Annotated in this window: 13 protein-coding genes; 2 read left to right on the top strand and 11 right to left on the bottom strand. The window is 38.3% G+C overall.

Features of this window, described 5'->3' with window-relative positions; genetic code table 11:
• From RAO94_02580 to RAO94_02560, 5 genes are all read right to left on the bottom strand, one after another.
• A complete protein-coding gene (locus RAO94_02580) occupies positions 1 to 1,560 on the bottom strand; it encodes a citrate lyase subunit alpha (GenBank protein MDP8321218.1) in 1,560 nt (519 codons plus the stop codon).
• 2 nt (positions 1,561 to 1,562) lie between these two features.
• A complete protein-coding gene (locus RAO94_02575) occupies positions 1,563 to 2,786 on the bottom strand; it encodes an aldolase/citrate lyase family protein (protein MDP8321217.1) in 1,224 nt (407 codons plus the stop codon).
• A gap of 13 nt (positions 2,787 to 2,799) precedes the next feature.
• Positions 2,800 to 4,098, bottom strand: coding sequence for a bifunctional lysine ketoglutarate reductase /saccharopine dehydrogenase family protein (locus RAO94_02570; protein MDP8321216.1), 1,299 nt, complete (start codon positions 4,096 to 4,098; stop codon positions 2,800 to 2,802).
• A gap of 332 nt (positions 4,099 to 4,430) precedes the next feature.
• Complete coding sequence (locus tag RAO94_02565; protein ID MDP8321215.1) at positions 4,431 to 4,703, bottom strand: RNA-binding protein; 273 nt, start codon at positions 4,701 to 4,703, stop codon at positions 4,431 to 4,433.
• A gap of 413 nt (positions 4,704 to 5,116) precedes the next feature.
• Positions 5,117 to 12,343: a PKD domain-containing protein gene (locus tag RAO94_02560; GenBank protein MDP8321214.1), complete on the bottom strand. Its 7,227-nt coding sequence runs from the start codon at positions 12,341 to 12,343 to the stop codon at positions 5,117 to 5,119.
• Between the two features lie 799 nt (positions 12,344 to 13,142).
• Between RAO94_02560 and RAO94_02555 the strand changes: the two genes are divergently transcribed.
• Positions 13,143 to 13,307: a hypothetical protein gene (locus tag RAO94_02555; protein ID MDP8321213.1), complete on the top strand. Its 165-nt coding sequence runs from the start codon at positions 13,143 to 13,145 to the stop codon at positions 13,305 to 13,307.
• Here the strand turns inward: RAO94_02555 and RAO94_02550 are convergent.
• From RAO94_02550 to rpmB, 6 genes are all read right to left on the bottom strand, one after another.
• Entirely contained in the window at positions 13,304 to 14,317 is a 1,014-nt protein-coding gene (locus RAO94_02550) for a Nif3-like dinuclear metal center hexameric protein (GenBank protein MDP8321212.1), read from the bottom strand. The two genes, RAO94_02555 and RAO94_02550, sit on opposite strands and share 4 nt — an antisense overlap.
• Positions 14,283 to 14,930, bottom strand: coding sequence for a RecX family transcriptional regulator (locus RAO94_02545; GenBank protein MDP8321211.1), 648 nt, complete (start codon positions 14,928 to 14,930; stop codon positions 14,283 to 14,285). The genes RAO94_02550 and RAO94_02545 overlap by 35 nt, the downstream gene beginning before the upstream one ends.
• A complete protein-coding gene (gene recA / locus RAO94_02540) occupies positions 14,899 to 15,939 on the bottom strand; it encodes a recombinase RecA (GenBank protein MDP8321210.1) in 1,041 nt (346 codons plus the stop codon). Before recA ends, RAO94_02545 begins: the two co-directional genes overlap by 32 nt.
• Before the next feature lie 21 nt (positions 15,940 to 15,960).
• Complete coding sequence (thpR, locus tag RAO94_02535; protein ID MDP8321209.1) at positions 15,961 to 16,509, bottom strand: RNA 2',3'-cyclic phosphodiesterase; 549 nt, start codon at positions 16,507 to 16,509, stop codon at positions 15,961 to 15,963.
• A gap of 4 nt (positions 16,510 to 16,513) precedes the next feature.
• Complete coding sequence (locus RAO94_02530) at positions 16,514 to 17,002, bottom strand: adenosine-specific kinase (protein MDP8321208.1); 489 nt, start codon at positions 17,000 to 17,002, stop codon at positions 16,514 to 16,516.
• A 154-nt stretch (positions 17,003 to 17,156) separates the two neighbouring features.
• Positions 17,157 to 17,348 (bottom strand): 50S ribosomal protein L28, encoded by a 192-nt coding sequence (gene rpmB, locus RAO94_02525; GenBank protein MDP8321207.1) that lies wholly within the window; start codon positions 17,346 to 17,348, stop codon positions 17,157 to 17,159.
• A gap of 191 nt (positions 17,349 to 17,539) precedes the next feature.
• Between rpmB and RAO94_02520 the strand changes: the two genes are divergently transcribed.
• Positions 17,540 to 18,067 carry an RNA polymerase sigma factor gene (locus RAO94_02520; protein MDP8321206.1) on the top strand — a complete coding sequence of 176 codons (528 nt, stop codon included), beginning with the start codon at positions 17,540 to 17,542 and terminating at the stop codon, positions 18,065 to 18,067.
• Positions 18,068 to 18,072: the final 5 nt, after the last annotated feature.

Genomic DNA, 18,072 nt, shown 5'->3' with positions numbered 1-18,072 from the left:
TTATTTAGTTTTTACTTTTTTTACGCTATCTATCACTGTGCCATCTACCCATTTGATAATGGCAACTATATCGTCTTCCAGTTCTGGTTTAGCAGGTTTTCCGCAAATCGCTTCTGCCTCTGCTTTGAGTTGCTGAATTGTTTTAATTGGCAATCCGGAATGCTTTGTTTTATCTATCAAATCCTTTCTCAGAGGATTTATGGCAATACCACGTTCTGTAACTATCACATCCACCATACTGCCTGGCCCCACTATAGTAGTTACTTGATCAAGTATAACGGGCATCCGGTTACGGAAAAGAGGAATCGGTAAAATAGTACATTTGGCAAACAGGCAGTTCTGCCAGCCACCAATGCCATGCAGCAGCAAACCATCAGAATGCGTAACCACATTGCCATTAAAATTAACATCCACTTCTGTGGCACCCAAAACCACCAAATCCATCATGGTCAGATAAAATCCTTTGCTGTGATAATCATAAGAGTGGAATACTGAAATTGCGTAATGGTTATCATTTTTATCCATTGATTCCACAGCATTATGATCAAAAGTTTGACCATCCAGCATATATTCTAAAGAGCCTTCTTCCAGCATTTTGGTGCTGTATTTGGTGGTGCCACCTATGGACCAGCGAGCTCTCCAGCCTTTTCTCTTTAGAATTTCATGGATATATATTCCAATGGAAAGCGAAGTTCCACCAGCTCCCGCCTGGAAACAGAATCCATCATAGATAAGTCCCGCAGCTTCACAGAATTTTGCTGTAAGTTCTGCAATCAAAAGTCGATCAGGGCTTTTAGTTATCTGAGTAGTCCCGCTTACGATCATTTCAGGAATACCTATTTTATCCACTACCACCACATAATCAATATAATTGCCATGAAGCTGCATGGGTATGCAGGGGAATGGTATCAGATTATCTGTTACTATTATAGATTTATGGGCATATTGACTATCTGCCAGACCAAAACCGAGTCCACCGCAGGCAGAAGGTCCATGCAAACCATTAGCATTACCAAATGGATCGGCTTCAGGGGCTGCCAGCACGGCAATATCTATAACCACTTCACCATCTTCCACTGCCTGATAGCGTCCTCCGTGTGAACGCAGTATAGCTGTTCCACGCATTTTACCTTCTGAACAGTATCTGCCCAAAGGTCCATTCATACTGCCTTCGATATGATGGATAGTGCCATCATCCAAATATTTTATGACCTCGGCATGGCAGGGGAAAGAAGCCGAAGGGAACCAGACCAGGTCTTTGATTTTCATCTCACTGGCGATTTTGAAAACCTCATTCGCTACCAGATCGCCATTACGCAAATGATGATGAGTACTGATAATCATACCATCTCTCAGTCCGGCTGCCTGTAATGCTTCTTTTAAGTTGGGAACTACTTTATTTCCATCAGATGGATAATCTTCGGCGCATACTATAGGCGGACCATAACGGCGACCTTCTGGTCTATATTTTCCATTACCCAGATAGGGAACTTCTTTCTTACCATTTACTTCAGTTGGAACTGTGCGTCCTACAAAGTTTTTTACTAATTCGGCTGCCATTTTTAGTCCTCCTTCAGAAATTCATCACGCCAGTTTGCGTCTATCTTATTTAGCTTAAGTGCAATATCTATAGTGCGTTGAGCACGTTTCACAACAGGTGCATCAATCATCTTAGAACCAAGTGAAACGACTCCTTGTCCCTGTTCCTCAGCTATAATATAGGCATTCACGATTAGCTTTGCCTTGGCAATTTCGTTTTCATCAGGAGCAAAATTCTCATGAATTACAGGTATCTGACGAGGATGAATACAACCCATACCATCAAAACCAAGCTGCTTGGAATTCTGTACATTCTTCGCCAAACCCTCCATATTAGAAACATCACTGAACACGCTGTCTATCGGTTGGATCCCAGCTGCTCTGGCGGCATTGACGACCTGACATCTGGCAAAAAATGTCTCATTTCCTTCCAAGGTGCGCTGTGTACCCAGATCTGCTGTATAATCTTCCAGACCAATTGCCAGTCCAACTATATAGGGAGAAGCAGTTGCTATTTCATAGGCTTTTATCACGCCCAGAGCACTTTCAATTATTGGCATCAGCCAGATAGGATGTTCCAGATCATGCTTATCTTTCATCTCACCTATTACTTCTTCCAGAACTCCAATCTGTTCAGGATCTTCACATTTAGGTATCAGTATCACATTTACGTTATGAGGTAACAAATATTTCAGATCTTCAAGCCCGGCAGGGATTTGATTAATTCTCACCATCCGTTCTGCCCCATAGAAATCAAGAGCTCTTAGAGTATTTCGCACCAGGAAGCGTGTTTCATATTTTTTTGCAGGAGCAACAGAATCTTCCAGATCGAGAATGATTCCATCAGGTTTATGTAATCCGGCATTAATAGCCAGTTTGGGTGTATTGCCCGGTAGATAAAGTCTGCTTCTGCGATAACGGTCTTTTTTTGTACCATAAAGATTTTGAGTCAGCATCTCTGGCAGATATTCTTTATCGGTTTCGATAATTTCTCGAATTGCTGCTTCCAGACGTGCCTGAATTACAAAATTCAAAGCACCACTGTCTTCCACTGCCAGCTTACAATTTTTGATATTATAAAATTTAAGAACTTTCAGGCATTCCTGACGGATATTTTCACCATAAAGCACTTCCACTTTGCTTTTAAGATTAATCTCGATACCCCCGGATTTAGTAAGTTCCAAGGATACAAAACAGTCACTGCGAACTGATTTTCCTGAGTTACCGGCAGTTGCTTTTCCTGTCACAATCTACCTCCTTTTATCTATTTAAAAATTCTTTAAGGTATTGATAATTTTCTTCAAGCTTTCCCTGATGAGCAATACAGGCAGGCTTTATTTCTTCCGGCAGAGTAGAATCTGCTATTGATCTCTCGTAATCATTATCGAGCATGGCAGGTACAAATGGTTCCAGTACTGAATTAAAGAAATCTGAGGCTTCCCGGGGAAATTCACAGGGAAGATTATCAATTGCACATACTGCAAAACCTTTGCCCTTGAAACCGTCTGTAAGTTCATCTGTGGTTGGATTATAGATAAATACGGGATTGTCTGGCATAGTCACTTTGCGGGTAGCTTCAATAGAGCCTTCCAGATCGCAGGTAATATCACCGATCATAACAAGCTTAGGCTGCTTACTCTGTAATTTACTCAGTTCACTATTTTTTAGAAACACCGGATATCCAGATGCCCAATATATACCGCTCATATACATGGTACAATAAGGCAAATACTTCTCCATCTTTGATTTATATTGATCACCATTCACAAAATAATCAATTAACTCAAACCCAGTTCCGTCTTTTCGTTCAACCAGGTGTTCTTCCTTGAAGATAGAAAGATACATCTCGTCTGCTCTATGATTTACTTCCAGTCCAGCTAATGCTGATGGCTCAACCTGGCGTATTGGAAAAGCTGATAATATTTCCTGACAACCAATAGATACATTGCCATAACCAAGCAGACAAATATTAAAGGGACATATTTCTGCCGGCAATCCATCTCTTTTGATTTCTTCACCAATTTCTTTTAATTCTGCCAGGCACTGCTCCAGAGAGTCATATTGATAGCTTTGTTTTACTTTCAAAAAAGGTGTGTTGATGCCATATTCCTGAAAGTAGCGCTGTCCGGCTGCCCAAAGTGCATCTACCATGCCGGCATTTCCCGCAAACTTGCCAAAAAATACCAGTCTTCTGCCTTTCTCGTCTATGATCTTCTCATAATCTAACAAAGTGCTCTTACTATCCAGAAAGTACTGCAGAAGTGGCATATTATAATCCTGTCCCTTGATAGTGTGTGAAAAAAACAGATGAGGCTTGCCCGGTATAAGGCTTTCGATTGGTATTTCCTTCACTCCCACGATCAGATCGCATTTACTAAGGTCATCACTCAGTTCAGCTCCGGCATCACGATATTCTTCGTCGCAATATATTCTGATCTCAGAAGGTTGGATCACCACCTGATAACCATTATCCACCAGTTTTTTGACAGATTGCGGATTCATAGGCACCCGGCGTTCCCAGCGATTCTTAGTCTCTTTCATTATTCCTAATCTTTTCATTACTACCTCTTTTATATTTTTTAATTATTAGTTATAGAAACCTTTGCCGAAACAAAGGTCAGTTCAATTGGTTCCTTAATGATCTTCAGTTCCGCTGGAGTCAATTTTTGTCCTGTTTCTCTCCAGCTAACTATGGCACTTTTCTGTAGTTTTGAAATAGTTAGTCAAGTATAATCACAAAATTTTGTTCTTTTTTTTAGATTTAATTGTGATATTCAGTTTCGTCAGACGGCATTACTTAAAATGCAGACAAAAAAGAAAGGTTCACTGTGAAGTGAACCTTTCATTAACCTGAACCTGTCAGATAATCTGAGCAGGTTGATTATTGTTGATTAATAACGATTGCGCCTTGCTGGGCGTTCTTCTCTTGGCTTTGCCTGGTTAACTCTCAGGTTGCGTCCCAGAAGTGGGGTGCCATCTAAACCAGTAATAGCCTGTTCTGCAGCGGTATCATCAGGCATTTCTACGAATCCAAAACCTTTTGATCTTCCTGTTTCTCTGTCAATGATAACATTAACTGAAGCTACTTCGCCAAAATTGCCGAAAGCTTCTTTCAAATCTTCACTTGTGACCTGATAATCCAAATTTCCTACGTAAATATTCATCCTTTTCTCCTGTGAGTTTTAGTCAATTTTAATCTTGGATACAACTCACAAATATCCTTAGACTTTGTTAACTTTTCCTGTGGTTTGCTGTCAGTTCCAAATCGGAGTAAACCGAAAGGTTCTTTAGAAACTCAAGATAAGTTGTGTCTTTTCTGTAACACATCACTTTTATGTCAAGAAAAATCTTTTCTATTTAAATAGTTACGCTATCTTTTTCTGAAATTCTACTCTCAATAAATAGAAAAGTAAGGTTTCTCTAAGATTCAAATCAATCACATATTTTCCCTTGATCTGAAAATTATGACATTTGTATTTTAACTGATATTTCAATTTCTGGTAGCGTATTCTAATTCAATTATCGGATTAAAAAAAATGGGCAGACCTAAGTCTGCCCATAATATAGTTTGGTTTTTTTAATTTTTTCTACTATCCTCTTCTACTGGAAATTCATCAATGAAACCAACAGTAAATTGTAAAATTAAACTGGCATCATAAGCCTCCACACTACCGTTACCATCAACGTCACCAACCTCAATCTGCCATTCTTCCCAATCTGTGACTATCAAACAGAAATACTGTAATACCAGTGATGCATCCATAGCTTCCACCTCCTGGTTATGATCAATATCTCCATAGGGATAACCCCCAGAAACTGCTGACGAAAGTTCACTTTCATTAGCATGACAATCCACTGCCGTAACCTGATAGTCACCTGAATCTCCGATAATACTCATTATTGGCTCTGTACTGTAATCCAGCAAATCACCATCCCGATAAATGCTGAAATAAGCAAAATCTTCATCAACGGATTCATTCCAAACGAGATAACCAGAATCAAAGAGCAGCTCTGACGGCACTGCCGGACATATATTATCCAGTGAATAACCAGACATAATATTACTTACAAAGTTCCCCTCTTCCATTGCTGCAATAACCCGAAAATCATATACATTGGGATATCCAGGCATTGAGTCCTGCAAAGTATTAACCTGTACGAAATAATTATCTGCTCCATAAGCAATAGTGGAATTAGCTGCTGTCCAGTTATCTTCAAATAAATACTCTACCTGATATGATTCACCTGGACGCACGATCAGACTGTCAGTATCAAAACAGCTCCCTGTGAATGAAACTATCACCTTTCCTCCCTGATCATCAGGTACATCTACAATATCTTCTATTACAGGATAAGCAATAAACTCTCTTATTACTAGAACTGTATCACTGACAGTAGCTCGACTCTGCTGATCATCTGCATAAAATATCACATTTTCTGCTCCTGACCAGTTAATTTCAGATGAAATTATTGCCAGGTTTCCCAAAATCTCTACTTCCAGTTCATCTCCCGGTATGGCAGAATAAAGTAAAGCATCATCATCTATATCAAAAGCATAATCGCTTAGATCAATATTCAGCTCTCCAGCGATATCCAGGAAGAGTTGTTCAGGCATATTTAACTCAGGTATATCATTTACAGGATTTATTGTTACTTCTATAATCTGTTGTACAATATCTCTTAATGAGTCGTTATCATCTGTTGAAAACTGATTTATTAGTTTACTGCTAAAAGTTGATGTCTCTCTGCTAAATCTCTCTGAGATATTATCATTAAGGAAAAATGTAATTTCCTCAGTCCCAAACCAGTTCGGTGTATTGGATTCAAAAACTACTTCCAAGTCTAAAATTTGAACATTGATGTGTTCCGAATTGTCAGCACTTAATGTCAAAATATCATTCTCTCCCCAAACTTGAGAACAAAAAGTGCCAAAATCATAACTACTGGATAGCATATCTTCTTCGGCTTCAAATGAACCAGTGATTTCTAAAATTGGTGGATCATTAACAGGAGTGACAATTACATCCAGATTATCTGTTACACTTTCTCTTGATGAATCGGTACTAACTGTGAATGCAATCATTTCATCACCAAACCAGTTTAGAGAGGCTGTAAAGTCCAACACCAAACCTTCATTGCTAATCAGGACTTCGACATTTCCGTTCCAGTTTACAGTCAATTCCTCGAGATTGTAATATGTAATGTAATCTTCCAGATCAAGAATTGTAGATTCATCCTCATTAAAGGTTATTGTTTCAGGCAGATTTAGTATAGGATCAGGACTTAAAACAGTTATATAATTCTCTTTCAATTCAGTAGAACTTTCACGTGACACATCATTAGAAACTGTCAAACTCACACTATAAACTCCAGGTTCCTCATAAGTCCATACCGGATTCTGCACACTACTGTCTATAACTCCATCATTCTGGAAATCCCATTCCCAACTTGTTATATTGCCTGCAGATAAATCAGTGAAATTAACTTCTAAAGGTGCCAGTCCGGATGTGTTATCAGCAATAAAATCTGCTTCTAAGTCATTAACAAAATTTACTTCTGCGATGGCAAATCCCATTCTCTGATATCCCCATGCTCCCTGATATGAACTGAAAAAAAGCTTGAGTTCATTTGATTCTATCTCAGGTAATAACGAGAAATATCCTTGAGAAGTATCATAACTGCTTATTTGCCAATCTTGATAAGGTAGAAATGAAGATATCGAATACTGATTCCAGGATATACCATCGTTCGAAGTCCATACTCCGACACTATCTTCCTCAGCAAAAGATCTTAGCGCATAATACTGATTTCCGTCATGCCGGATTGAAGTTCCAACGTAAATGCCCGGATCATTATTTATCTCCCAGTTAAATCCATCATCAGATTCGGCATAATAACAATCGCCATAATAAGAATGGCAAAAAAACATTTTAAAAATGCCATTTACATAAACTACATTAGGATTCAATATCCCGTGATCTCCAGGTGGTATTTCTGTATAAGAAATAATTGGATTATTTTCATATTGAGTCCAATTTATTCCATCAGGCGAAGTTGCAACTCCAATTGAACCATTAGCATTTAAATTTTGATCATCTCCATAATAAAATGCATAATATGTCCCCTCTCTCTTAATCACTGAACCTATTTTGATACGAAATGAAGACCAGTTCTGAACATCTCTTTGGATAACCGGATTATTAGTACTTTTTGTCCAGTTTATACCATCGCTTGAGGTAGCTAAACCGACTTCCATATAGTTAGGAACCATGGCAGTATAATACATTTTGTATTCATCATCATCATCCAAAACATAATTATTTACGAAATAGTGCTCCCATCCAGTTCCATTGACCGTTAGTATTGGATTATCCTCAGATTTTACCCATTCGAGGTTTTCTAAACCTTCAGATACGGTAATATAATTATTCTTTAAGATATTATCACTATCAGTATCATTACTAATCGTTAAACTTACACTGTAAATTCCAGCTTCTTCATAAGTCCATACCGGATTCTGCACACCACTGTCTATAACTCCGTCATTCTCAAAATCCCATGCCCAGCTAACTGGTTCACCAGTAGATAAGTCAGTGAACTGTATTACATCACCTACGGTTATGTTTGTTTGTTCTGCTGTGAAATCTGCCTGCAAAGTAATGCCACTATCATTATAATTGTATATATACGCTGATCCGGAATTAGAGCCGTTATCGTTATCGGAAGGGGATCCTATCAGGGCATAGTCACTTGAAATTGATACGGAACTCCCAAAATAATCCTCTGCATCTCCATCCGATGCTGTGATTTTTTGCTGTTCTACCCATTCTGCTCCATTATAATGGAAGATATATGCTGATCCGGAGTTAGAGCCATTATCGTCGCCGTATCTAGCACCGATCAGGGCATAATCACCTGAAATTGATACGGGAGCCCCAAAGCAATCCTCTGCATCACCATCCGAAGCTGTTATTTTTTGCTGCTCTACCCATTCTGTACCATTATAATGGAAGATATAAGCTGATCCGGAGTTAGAGCCATTATCATCATCTCGGGAAGCACCGATCAGGGCATAGTCACCCGAAACTGAGGAGCTCCCAAAATGGTCATCTGCAGCTCCATCCGATGCCAAAAGTTTTTGCTGCTCTACCCATTCTGCACCATTATATTGGAAAATATATGCTGATCCGGAATCAGAGCCGTTATCGTCATCTTGATAAGCACCGATCAGGGCAAGGTCACCTGAAATTGATCCAAAACCAAATCTATCATCTGCATCTCCATCTGATGCAATGAGTTTTTGCTGCTCTACCCAGGATGTGCCATTATAATAGAAAATATAAGCTGATCCGGAATCAGAGCCGTTATCGTCATCTTGATAAGCACCGATCAGGGCAAGGTCACCTGAAATTGATACAGAACCAAATCTATCATTAAAAGCTCCATCTGATGCCGTGAGTTTTTGCTGCTCTACCCAGGATGTGCCATTATAATAGAAAATATAGGCTGATCCAGAATAATCTCCGTTATCGTCATCCCACATTGCACCGATCAGGGCAAAATCTCCTGAAATTGATACGTAAGACCCAAACCAATCATTAGAAGCTCCATCAGAGGCTGTGAGTTTTTGCTGTTCTACACAGGATGTGCCATTATAATAGAAAATATAAGCTGATCCGGAAGCAGAGCCGTTATCGTCGTCATATCTAGCACCGATCAGGGCAAAATCTCCTGAAATTGATACGCCACCCCCAAAATAATCACTTGAAGCTCCATCTGAGGCAATTAATTTGATTTCTTCCAAATTAAAACTTACATTAATATAGTCCATCTTGACTTCTGTATCGCTATCACGTTGCTCTTCATTACTGATAGTAAGACTCACGCTGTAAACTCCAGGTTCCGGATAAGTAAATATTGGATCCTGAACATTACTGTCAATTACTCCATCATTCTCAAAATCCCATGCCCAGCTAACTGGGTCACCAGTAGATAAGTCAGTGAACAGTATTGCATCACCTAATGTTATATTTGTTTGATCTGCTGTGAAATCTGCCTGCAAAGTATTGCCACTATCATTATAATTGTATATATAAGCTGATCCGGCACCATCTCCAGAAGCTCCGACCAGGGCATAATCTCCTGAAAGTGATACATGGCCCCCAAACCAGTCTTCAACACCACCATCCGATGCTGTGATTTTTTGCTGCTCTACCCATTCTGCACCATTATAATGGAAGATATAAGCTGATCCGGAATAATTGCCGTTATCTTCATCCCAACTAGCACCAATCAGAATATAATCTTCTAAAAGTGATACGGAACATCCAAAACGATCACTTTCATCTCCATTTGAAGCTGTAAGTTTTTGCTGCTCTACCCATTCTGCACCATTATAATTGTATATATAAGCTGATCCAGACCAATCACCGTGATCGTCATCCCCCCAAGCACCGATCAGGGCATGATCACCTGAAATTGATACGGAATTCCCAAAATGATCATCAACATCACTATCCGATGCCGTGAGTTTTTGCTGTTCTACCCATTCTGTACCATTATAATGGAAAATATAAGCTGATCCGGAACAAGAGCCATAATCGTCATCTTTATTAGCACCAATCAGTGCAAAATCTCCTGAAATTGATACCTTATCCCCAAATTCATCCCATTCATTTCCATCCGATGCCGTTATCTTTTGCTGCTCTACCCATTCTGCACCATTATAATAGTAGATATATGCTGATCCGGTTCTATTGCCATTATCGTTATCACCAGAAGCACCGATCAGGGCATAATCTCCTGAAATTGATACGAAATGCCCAAAATAATCACCTGCATATCCATCCGATGGCGTAAGTTTTTGTTGCTCTACCCAGGATGTGCCATTATAATGATAGACGTATAAAGAGCCTGAATTATCTCCGTTATCGTCATCAAAATAAGCACCAATCAGGGCATAATCACCTGAAATTGATACGGTAGCCCCAAAACGATCACCTGTATCTCCATCCGATGCCGTGAGTTTTTGCTGCTCTACCCAGGATGTGCCATCATAATTATATATATAAGCTGATCCGGAGTTAGAGCCATTATCGTCATCCCAATAAGCACCGATCAGGACATTATCACCTGAAATTGATACGGAACCCCCAAACTTATCATTTACCGTTCCATCCGAGGCAATTAATTTGATTTCTGGAAGAAGAATATCAAGTAAATCAAATTCTCGGTAAGCAGACCAATCATAAATAGGCAATTGATTAGAATCTAAAGCGTGTACCTGCCAAAAGTATGTGTTCTGACTTAACTGATTTTGCAGTGCTATACTCAGTGTAAACTGACTACTTGTTACTATTCCATTTGCTAACCAATCTCCACTGTCATTATTAAAGCCTATAGCCGGGGAAACAAAACCATCATTATTATCAATCAAAATTTCATAATACGAAGCTCCTGATATATCAGTCCAATCAAAGAGTATGTCATTTTCACCTTTATTAAACTCCGCTTGATCAGCAGGCTCGATAAGGGTAGGTGCATTGGGTTGATTCAACAAATAAAACTCTCGTATATCTGACCATTCCCCTGTAACTGGAACCTGATTGCTATTCACTATCCAAACTTTCCAATAGTATAAATTCTGATCAAATTGGTTTTGCAGAGAGGTTGTCAAATTGAAACTGCTTTGACTGGTAAATCCCTCAGCAATCCAGTCATTATTTTGATTATTAAATCCTATAGCCGGTGAACCAAAACCTTCATTATTATCAATCCATATTTCATAATATGAAGCTCCTGATACATCAGTCCAATCAAAGAGAATATCATTTTCACCTTTATTGAACTCCGCTTGATCAGCAGGTTCGATAAGGGTAGGTTCATCGAGTGGAACAAATAAGGTAAATTGCCTTACATCCGACCAATCCCCTGTGATAGGAACCTGATTGCTATTCACTATCCAAACTTTCCAATAGTATAAATTCTGATCAAGCTGGTTTTGCAGAGAGGTTGTCAAATTGAAACTGCTTTGACTTGTAAATCCCTCAGCAATCCAGTCATTATTTCCATTATTAAATCCTATAGCCGGTGAACCAAAACCTTCATTATTATCAATCCATATTTCATAATATGAAGCTCCTGATACATCAGTCCAATCAAAGAGAATATCATTTTCACCTTTATTGAATTCTGCCTGATCAGCAGGTTCATTAAGAATAGGCACATCCCTTAAATCTCTATTTTTATCTATAAAAGCGGTAGGCTCGTAGTAACTTTGATTGATCTCATCAGTTGTCCATCCAGTCACCCACGCTGAAGGGCTACGATATACTTTCAGCACTTCAAAATGTAGATGTGCCCAATATTCATTATTATATCCTTTTCCAATGGTTCCGATTGTTTGATTTTTTACCACATTTTCACCAACTGAAACAAATATATCTTGCAAATGGGCATATTGAGTCCATATTTGCGTCCCATCAGGTAACAAATGCTCAACTAATATAATATTACCCCATCCAGTTCCGTAGTTACCAAGCTCAACAACAGTACCATGCGATGCAGCATAAACAGGATCTCCTAAATCTGTATCACTACCTCCATTTCCATTAAAATCATTCGCAGGATGATATACTTCCTCATCTGTCAATTCCAACCATCCCCATCCAGCGGTTGTATTGTATCCATCTCCATCTGGATAACCAACAGGATAATCGAATCCATCTGAGACTGGAACTGCATAGAGACTATAAACAGTAGAAATCAAGATTACAAATATGGTAATTGTAATCAATTTTTTCATTTTTCCCTCCAATTATTTTACTATATAAACAACCTTTTCATTAGCAAAGATTAATATAACTACTTCGTAACCGGTTTCATATAGTAGATTAACTTTGCACTAACAAGTTGCTTACATCTTTAATATTCATTAGTGCAAGATATATACTGCTTGATTACGATAATAAGAAACCAATTCTCTTTAATTACTAAATTCACTTATTTATTAACTCTGTATTTCTTTTTTTGATAAGATTTTTGTATTATTCTTGTCAAGATAAACAAGGTGAAGATGTACTTATAATTAATAATTTGATAGTCTTTATTTAAATATCTAAAATATTATACAATAAATTAGTTATTAACCTTAGTACTATATTTTTAGTGATGTTTCCTTGAATGTAGCTATTTAAAAGAAATAAATTAGAATTATTATTTATATATTGATATGATTCCTAATTAATAAATTATATAGTTTTTCTTAAATATTATTCACTCATACAAATCAGGCTCAATATAAGAGCTATGAGTTTTTTATTGTCCATGATACTCGAAAGTGTACCAGAAAAATATGGAAAAGCAATATGATTGATGGGAGATTGGCAAATATACTTGTTCAATTTATACAAATTTTCAGTTTTTATACTCTATAACATCTGTTTAATCATCTCCTATAAGGTGGTATTAAGGTGGAACAACAAAGAACTATCTAACATAAAAATGTGAGTACGTGCTTTGTTGTTCCGGGTCTAATGCTTTTTAGGGGTGGGAAGGAATTGGGGAAATCCTGAAAGCACTACTGTGTGTGTATTTTGCTGGATATGGGAAGAAATTATTTAAATAAAATCAGTAATTTTGAGAAAAATAGCTCATCTGGTGATGAAAATGGAGAAAATGAGTGTAAGGATCAGGGAAATCATCAAGATATGGGATATACGTATAAACAGTGCAGAATTGATGTTACTGGCAGGGTAGAAAAATATTAAAGATAGAGAGTGCTGGTGGAAGTTTCGTGACTGGCGATGGGGAATATTTGAGCGGGAACATCAGCAGAGTCGAGAAGTTTTTTGAGATATTTCAGGACTGGGAATTCGGTGTGGAAATGTCCTGCTTCAATGAGGGGGATGGGACTATCAAGTCGGGAATGATAGCCGAATTCACCGGAGAGATAGACGTCAGCCCTATTGGAAGCAGAAGAAATCATACTGCTGCCACTACCACCACAGACAGCGATTTTCTGAATAAGAGTATCGGGTTTTTTATTTGCGAGCCAGACTCTCACGAATGGAGAAGAGAGGACATCTTTGACTTTATGAGCAAAATCTGAGATAGTAAGGGGTTCAGGCAATATACCAATCACTCCCATGCCATAGACATCATTTTCTCTATTTTGGGGATTAACTGCATATACCGGATCAGGAGAAGGATGATTTTTATGGATAGCGGCAATAACTTTATTGAGTTTGAAGCTGTCACAGAAAAACTCAAGTTTGATCTCCTCAGGGGTAGGATAGTAATGCAGATTACGGGCACCGTTTTTGATCAGTGCCTGTGAGAGGATTTCCTGATTTGAAGGCAGGATATATACAGATACCTGATAAAGTTCACTGCCAATAGAAGTGGAAAGAGATTGCAGTTCCGTTAATTCAAATAATTCAGCGAGTTGCGAATTTACTCCACCGGGTGCAATATCCAGATTTGTATGAGCAGATATGACAGAAATATTGTTCTTTATGAGTTTGATGTAGAGCGGATTAGTGATTTTTTTAATGGGCTTAAAGATGAGCGGGTGATGCGAGATGATCAGGTTTGCACCTATACGGATCGCTTCATCAACAACTCTATCTGTAATATCAAGGCAAAGGAGTACATTATTGATCTCAGTGGAGGCATCTCCCAGCAGGAAGCCCACATTATCCCAATCATAGGCAAGGGCTGGAGGAGCACAATCGTGAATAATTTTAATCAGAGTACTGGTCGTAATTTTTCGGGTCATCTTTTATCCTGTAAAAAATATTTTTTGCTTCATGATAATCAAATCCGCGTTTGGCAAGATATTCGCAAACTTTTCTTTCTCTTTTTTTCTGGTCTGGCAGTTTCCAGCGAAAATAAAGCTGTTCAACTAAATTTTCCAGAACCTTATTTTGAGATTCCTGATCATATATCTCATAAAGTAATGTATTAATCAAGTGAGATGGTATCTGTTTTTCATAGAGTTTACTTTTAATTTCAGCCAGGCTTTTCTTTCTATCAATGAGCGATTCGATCAGCAATCGGGTAAATCTTTCATCATTAAGATAGTTATATTTGCTGGCTTTATCAATTAAGACCTCAACGATATCTGCAGCAAAAGGCAGATGGAGAAGATATTGTCTGCTTTGGGCAATTGAGCGTTCCTGAAATGCAAGCCAGTTAAGAAATTTATTCCAAACTATAGAGATTATTTCCTGATTAATTTTATCAGCAAGATCCTGATCAATCTCCAGCTCTATTTTATTATCAAGACCCAGATTCCGGAGCGCTTTTGAAGTGAGGATACCCCGGATCTGATCATCAAATTCAATGACAAAAACTCTATTATTTTTCTGTTTTATCTTTAGCAGTATCATCAGCCACGATCATTCCTAATTCCTGTTTGATCTTGTTTTCTATATCAAGATATATCTCGGGATTTTCGTTGAAAAATTCTTTAACCTTTTCCGCACCCTGACCAAGTTTTGTTTCACCGCAAGAGTACCATGAACCGCTTTTATTAACGAGTTTGTATTTAATGGCAAGATCAAGGATAATATCAATTTTGGAAATTCCCAAACCAAAGGTAATGGGGAATTCCACTTTTTTGAAAGGAGGAGCAAACTTATTTTTAACAACTTTGACGCGAACCATATTGCCTACTATTTCGTCAGCTACGCCAACTTTTTTGATTGAGCCTATTTTACGGACTTCCAGTCTCACAGAAGCATAAAATTTGAGAGCTACTCCACCAGTTGTGGTTTCAGGGTTCATATATGAAGGAACGCCAATTTTCATTCTGGTTTGATTAATAAAAATCACAGCGGTATTGGTTTTACTAATAATACCGGTAAGTTTTCTAAGAGCCTGGGACATTAATCTGGCTTGCAGACCCACGTGAGAATCACCCATACTGCCTTCAATCTCAGCTCTTGGCACCAGGGCAGCCACAGAATCAACTACAATGAGATCAACGGCATTACTCCGAACCAGGGTTTCCACAATTTCCAGTGCCTGTTCACCACCATCGGGCTGAGAAATGAGCAGATTATCAGTATCAACTCCAATACTTTTGGCATATATGGGGTCAAGCGCATGTTCGGCATCTATAAAAGCCACAATACCATTCAATTTTTGTGCTTCTGCCACAACGTGGAGAGCAAGAGTAGTTTTTCCTGAAGCTTCAGGGCCATAGATTTCAGAGACACGCCCGCGGGGGATACCGCCAATTCCCAGGGCAGCATCAAGACAGAGAGCGCCAGTGGGAATCACATTTACATCAATTTGGGGTTTTTCACCCAGTTTCATAATAGTACCAGCGCCGAATTGTTTTTCGAGTTGGCTCATTGCGGTTTTGAGAGCCGAATTTTTGTCTTTGCTATTCATAATATAGTCTCCTTTAGATATTTACAAAGCAAAAGAAAATAGAGGTTGGTAGATAGGACCCTGAGGTTTAAGAATACTTTTGAACAGGGTAACTTTATCTGGTGAAAAGCTGATTTGATCTAACTGGAGCTTCATGGCAGCAGCCGTAAAGTTCTCTTGCAGAGCAGCTTTGAATCTTGCGAGAGTAACGTGAAAAACAAGAGATTTATTGTCTAATTTATATCCCAGATCAGAAATATCAGAAACCAGATGTCTATGAATACTTTTAAGTTCATCTGATTCTGCCTGGTAATTAACCCAAAGCAGGCGTGGCTTGCCGGAAGGGATCAATTGCAGTTTTGGTTTTGATAATTGAATAGGTTGAAAATCAGCAAATTTATCCGTAATTATCTGCTTGATCTCTGGTAGATGAAATTCATAGATATCACCCAGAAACTGAAAAGTGATATGTAGATTTTCTGGTATGACCCAATTGGCATTCTTCTGGTTATACTGTTGTAAATCCTGGCAGACGGAAGCAAACTGTGATCTTAGATCATCAGATAATTCCAAAGCTATAAAGGCGCGCATTAAATTATTGTGACCTTTTATAGCCGATATTACGCAGGAATTGTTTTCTCCGGGTTACATCACTATCAAGCTCTACGCCTTTGGGGGAGTATCCGTCAATTACACCAAGGACAGCTCTTCCCTGTTCAGTTTCTGCCAGGATGACCTGAACGGGATTGGCTGTGGCACAAAAAATGGAAACAACTTCACGGCAATCTTTTATCGCCGGGAGAACATTAATGGGAAAAGCATTTTTGAGAATGATCAGGAATGTGTGACCAGCCAGTAATCTTTTTTGATTTTGCATTGCCATTTCAATCAGTTCAGGATCGGTTCCTTCCTTACGGATGAGGCAGGGACCGGAGGCTTCATTAAAGGCAAGACCAAATTGAATACCAGGAACGCAGTTCACAAGAGCTTCATAGAGGTCTTCTACGGTTTTGATAAAGTGTGACATACCAAAAATGATATTATAATCCTCAGGCACTTTTATCGGTTCGATAATCGTCTTCATACAAATCTCCATAAATTTAGTTTTTGGATATAATATCCCCTTGCTGAGAGAACTAAGATATGATAAAAATTTATAAGTTGAGTAAAAGGTCAATAAGAATTATAAAAAATCTGGATAAGTGATAAAGAAAAAGACCGGCAAGCGGTCTTTATCTTTATACTACTTTTTTTACCTTATTAGCTTTAAGGCAAGCCGCGCAAACTTTGACGGATTTAATTACGCCATTGAAATCGGCTTTCATTTTGGTAAGATTAGGGTAGAACTTTCTCTTGGTAGCGTTTAAAGCATGACTTCTATTATTGCCAGTCAAAGCTCTTTTTCCGCAAATATCACATACTCTTGACATAATTCACCTTCCACATAATATTCTGTCTCGCCAAAAAATTGTATTGCTTGATTTATGGCAAGTAAATTATTATAAATATTATATATTATGACAAAAATTGCCCTGGAAGTAAATTTTATTAGGTTATCTGAAAGATGTTTTTTTGCAGGAATGTGTAGGGAATTGTGTCTAAGGTGTAAAGAGCAGGAAAAATGAAAGAAAAAATATTAGAAGACCTGATGGAAAAAGAAGGCAAGAAGGTATTTAACATGATACTGAGGATGGTAAGGCAGCGTCAGGAAGCTGAGGATCTTTTTCAAGAGGTATTCATGGCATTTTATCAGAATATTGAAAAAGTGCAGGAATCGGCATTGAAATCATACCTTTACCGAATTGCCTATAATAAAACTCTAAATCAGATCAAGGCTCGCAAGCGGGATTTAAAATTTATGATGGGACAACTTAATCAACCTCAGATAGTAGATGAAAAAGAGAATGTAATCGAAAAACGAAATAAATTGGTCAGGGAAAGTCTGGCATTACTTAAGCCTCAGGAAGCACTGCTGATCGAGTTGCAGTTTTTCCAGGGCAAGAGTTATAAAGAAATATCAGAAATTATTGGAAAAAGTGAAAGTGCCACAGATTCAAGATTGGTGAGGGCTAAACGTAAGCTTCATGAGATTTTAGAGAGTAAAGGAATAAATAAATTGCAGGATAACCTTCTGGCTGCTGTCCTGTAGAATAG

It is taken from the genome of Candidatus Stygibacter australis (assembly GCA_030765845.1).
GTDB lineage: Bacteria > Cloacimonadota > Cloacimonadia > Cloacimonadales > TCS61 > Stygibacter > Stygibacter australis.
This window is presented reverse-complemented; position numbering and strand designations above follow the sequence as displayed.

What these genes read in the sequence shown, in the direction of transcription:
- RAO94_02580 (MDP8321218.1), bottom strand. Translation starts at nt 1,560, where the DNA reads ATGGCAGCCGAATTAGTAAAAAACTTTGTAGGACGCACAGTTCCAACT.
- RAO94_02570 (MDP8321216.1), bottom strand. Translation starts at nt 4,098, where the DNA reads ATGAAAAGATTAGGAATAATGAAAGAGACTAAGAATCGCTGGGAACGC.
- RAO94_02565 (MDP8321215.1), bottom strand. Translation starts at nt 4,703, where the DNA reads ATGAATATTTACGTAGGAAATTTGGATTATCAGGTCACAAGTGAAGAT.
- RAO94_02560 (MDP8321214.1), bottom strand. Translation starts at nt 12,343, where the DNA reads ATGAAAAAATTGATTACAATTACCATATTTGTAATCTTGATTTCTACT.
- RAO94_02555 (MDP8321213.1), top strand. Translation starts at nt 13,143, where the DNA reads ATGGGAAGAAATTATTTAAATAAAATCAGTAATTTTGAGAAAAATAGC.
- RAO94_02550 (MDP8321212.1), bottom strand. Translation starts at nt 14,317, where the DNA reads ATGACCCGAAAAATTACGACCAGTACTCTGATTAAAATTATTCACGAT.
- RAO94_02545 (MDP8321211.1), bottom strand. Translation starts at nt 14,930, where the DNA reads ATGATACTGCTAAAGATAAAACAGAAAAATAATAGAGTTTTTGTCATT.
- recA (MDP8321210.1), bottom strand. Translation starts at nt 15,939, where the DNA reads ATGAATAGCAAAGACAAAAATTCGGCTCTCAAAACCGCAATGAGCCAA.
- thpR (MDP8321209.1), bottom strand. Translation starts at nt 16,509, where the DNA reads ATGCGCGCCTTTATAGCTTTGGAATTATCTGATGATCTAAGATCACAG.
- RAO94_02530 (MDP8321208.1), bottom strand. Translation starts at nt 17,002, where the DNA reads ATGAAGACGATTATCGAACCGATAAAAGTGCCTGAGGATTATAATATC.
- rpmB (MDP8321207.1), bottom strand. Translation starts at nt 17,348, where the DNA reads ATGTCAAGAGTATGTGATATTTGCGGAAAAAGAGCTTTGACTGGCAAT.
- RAO94_02520 (MDP8321206.1), top strand. Translation starts at nt 17,540, where the DNA reads ATGAAAGAAAAAATATTAGAAGACCTGATGGAAAAAGAAGGCAAGAAG.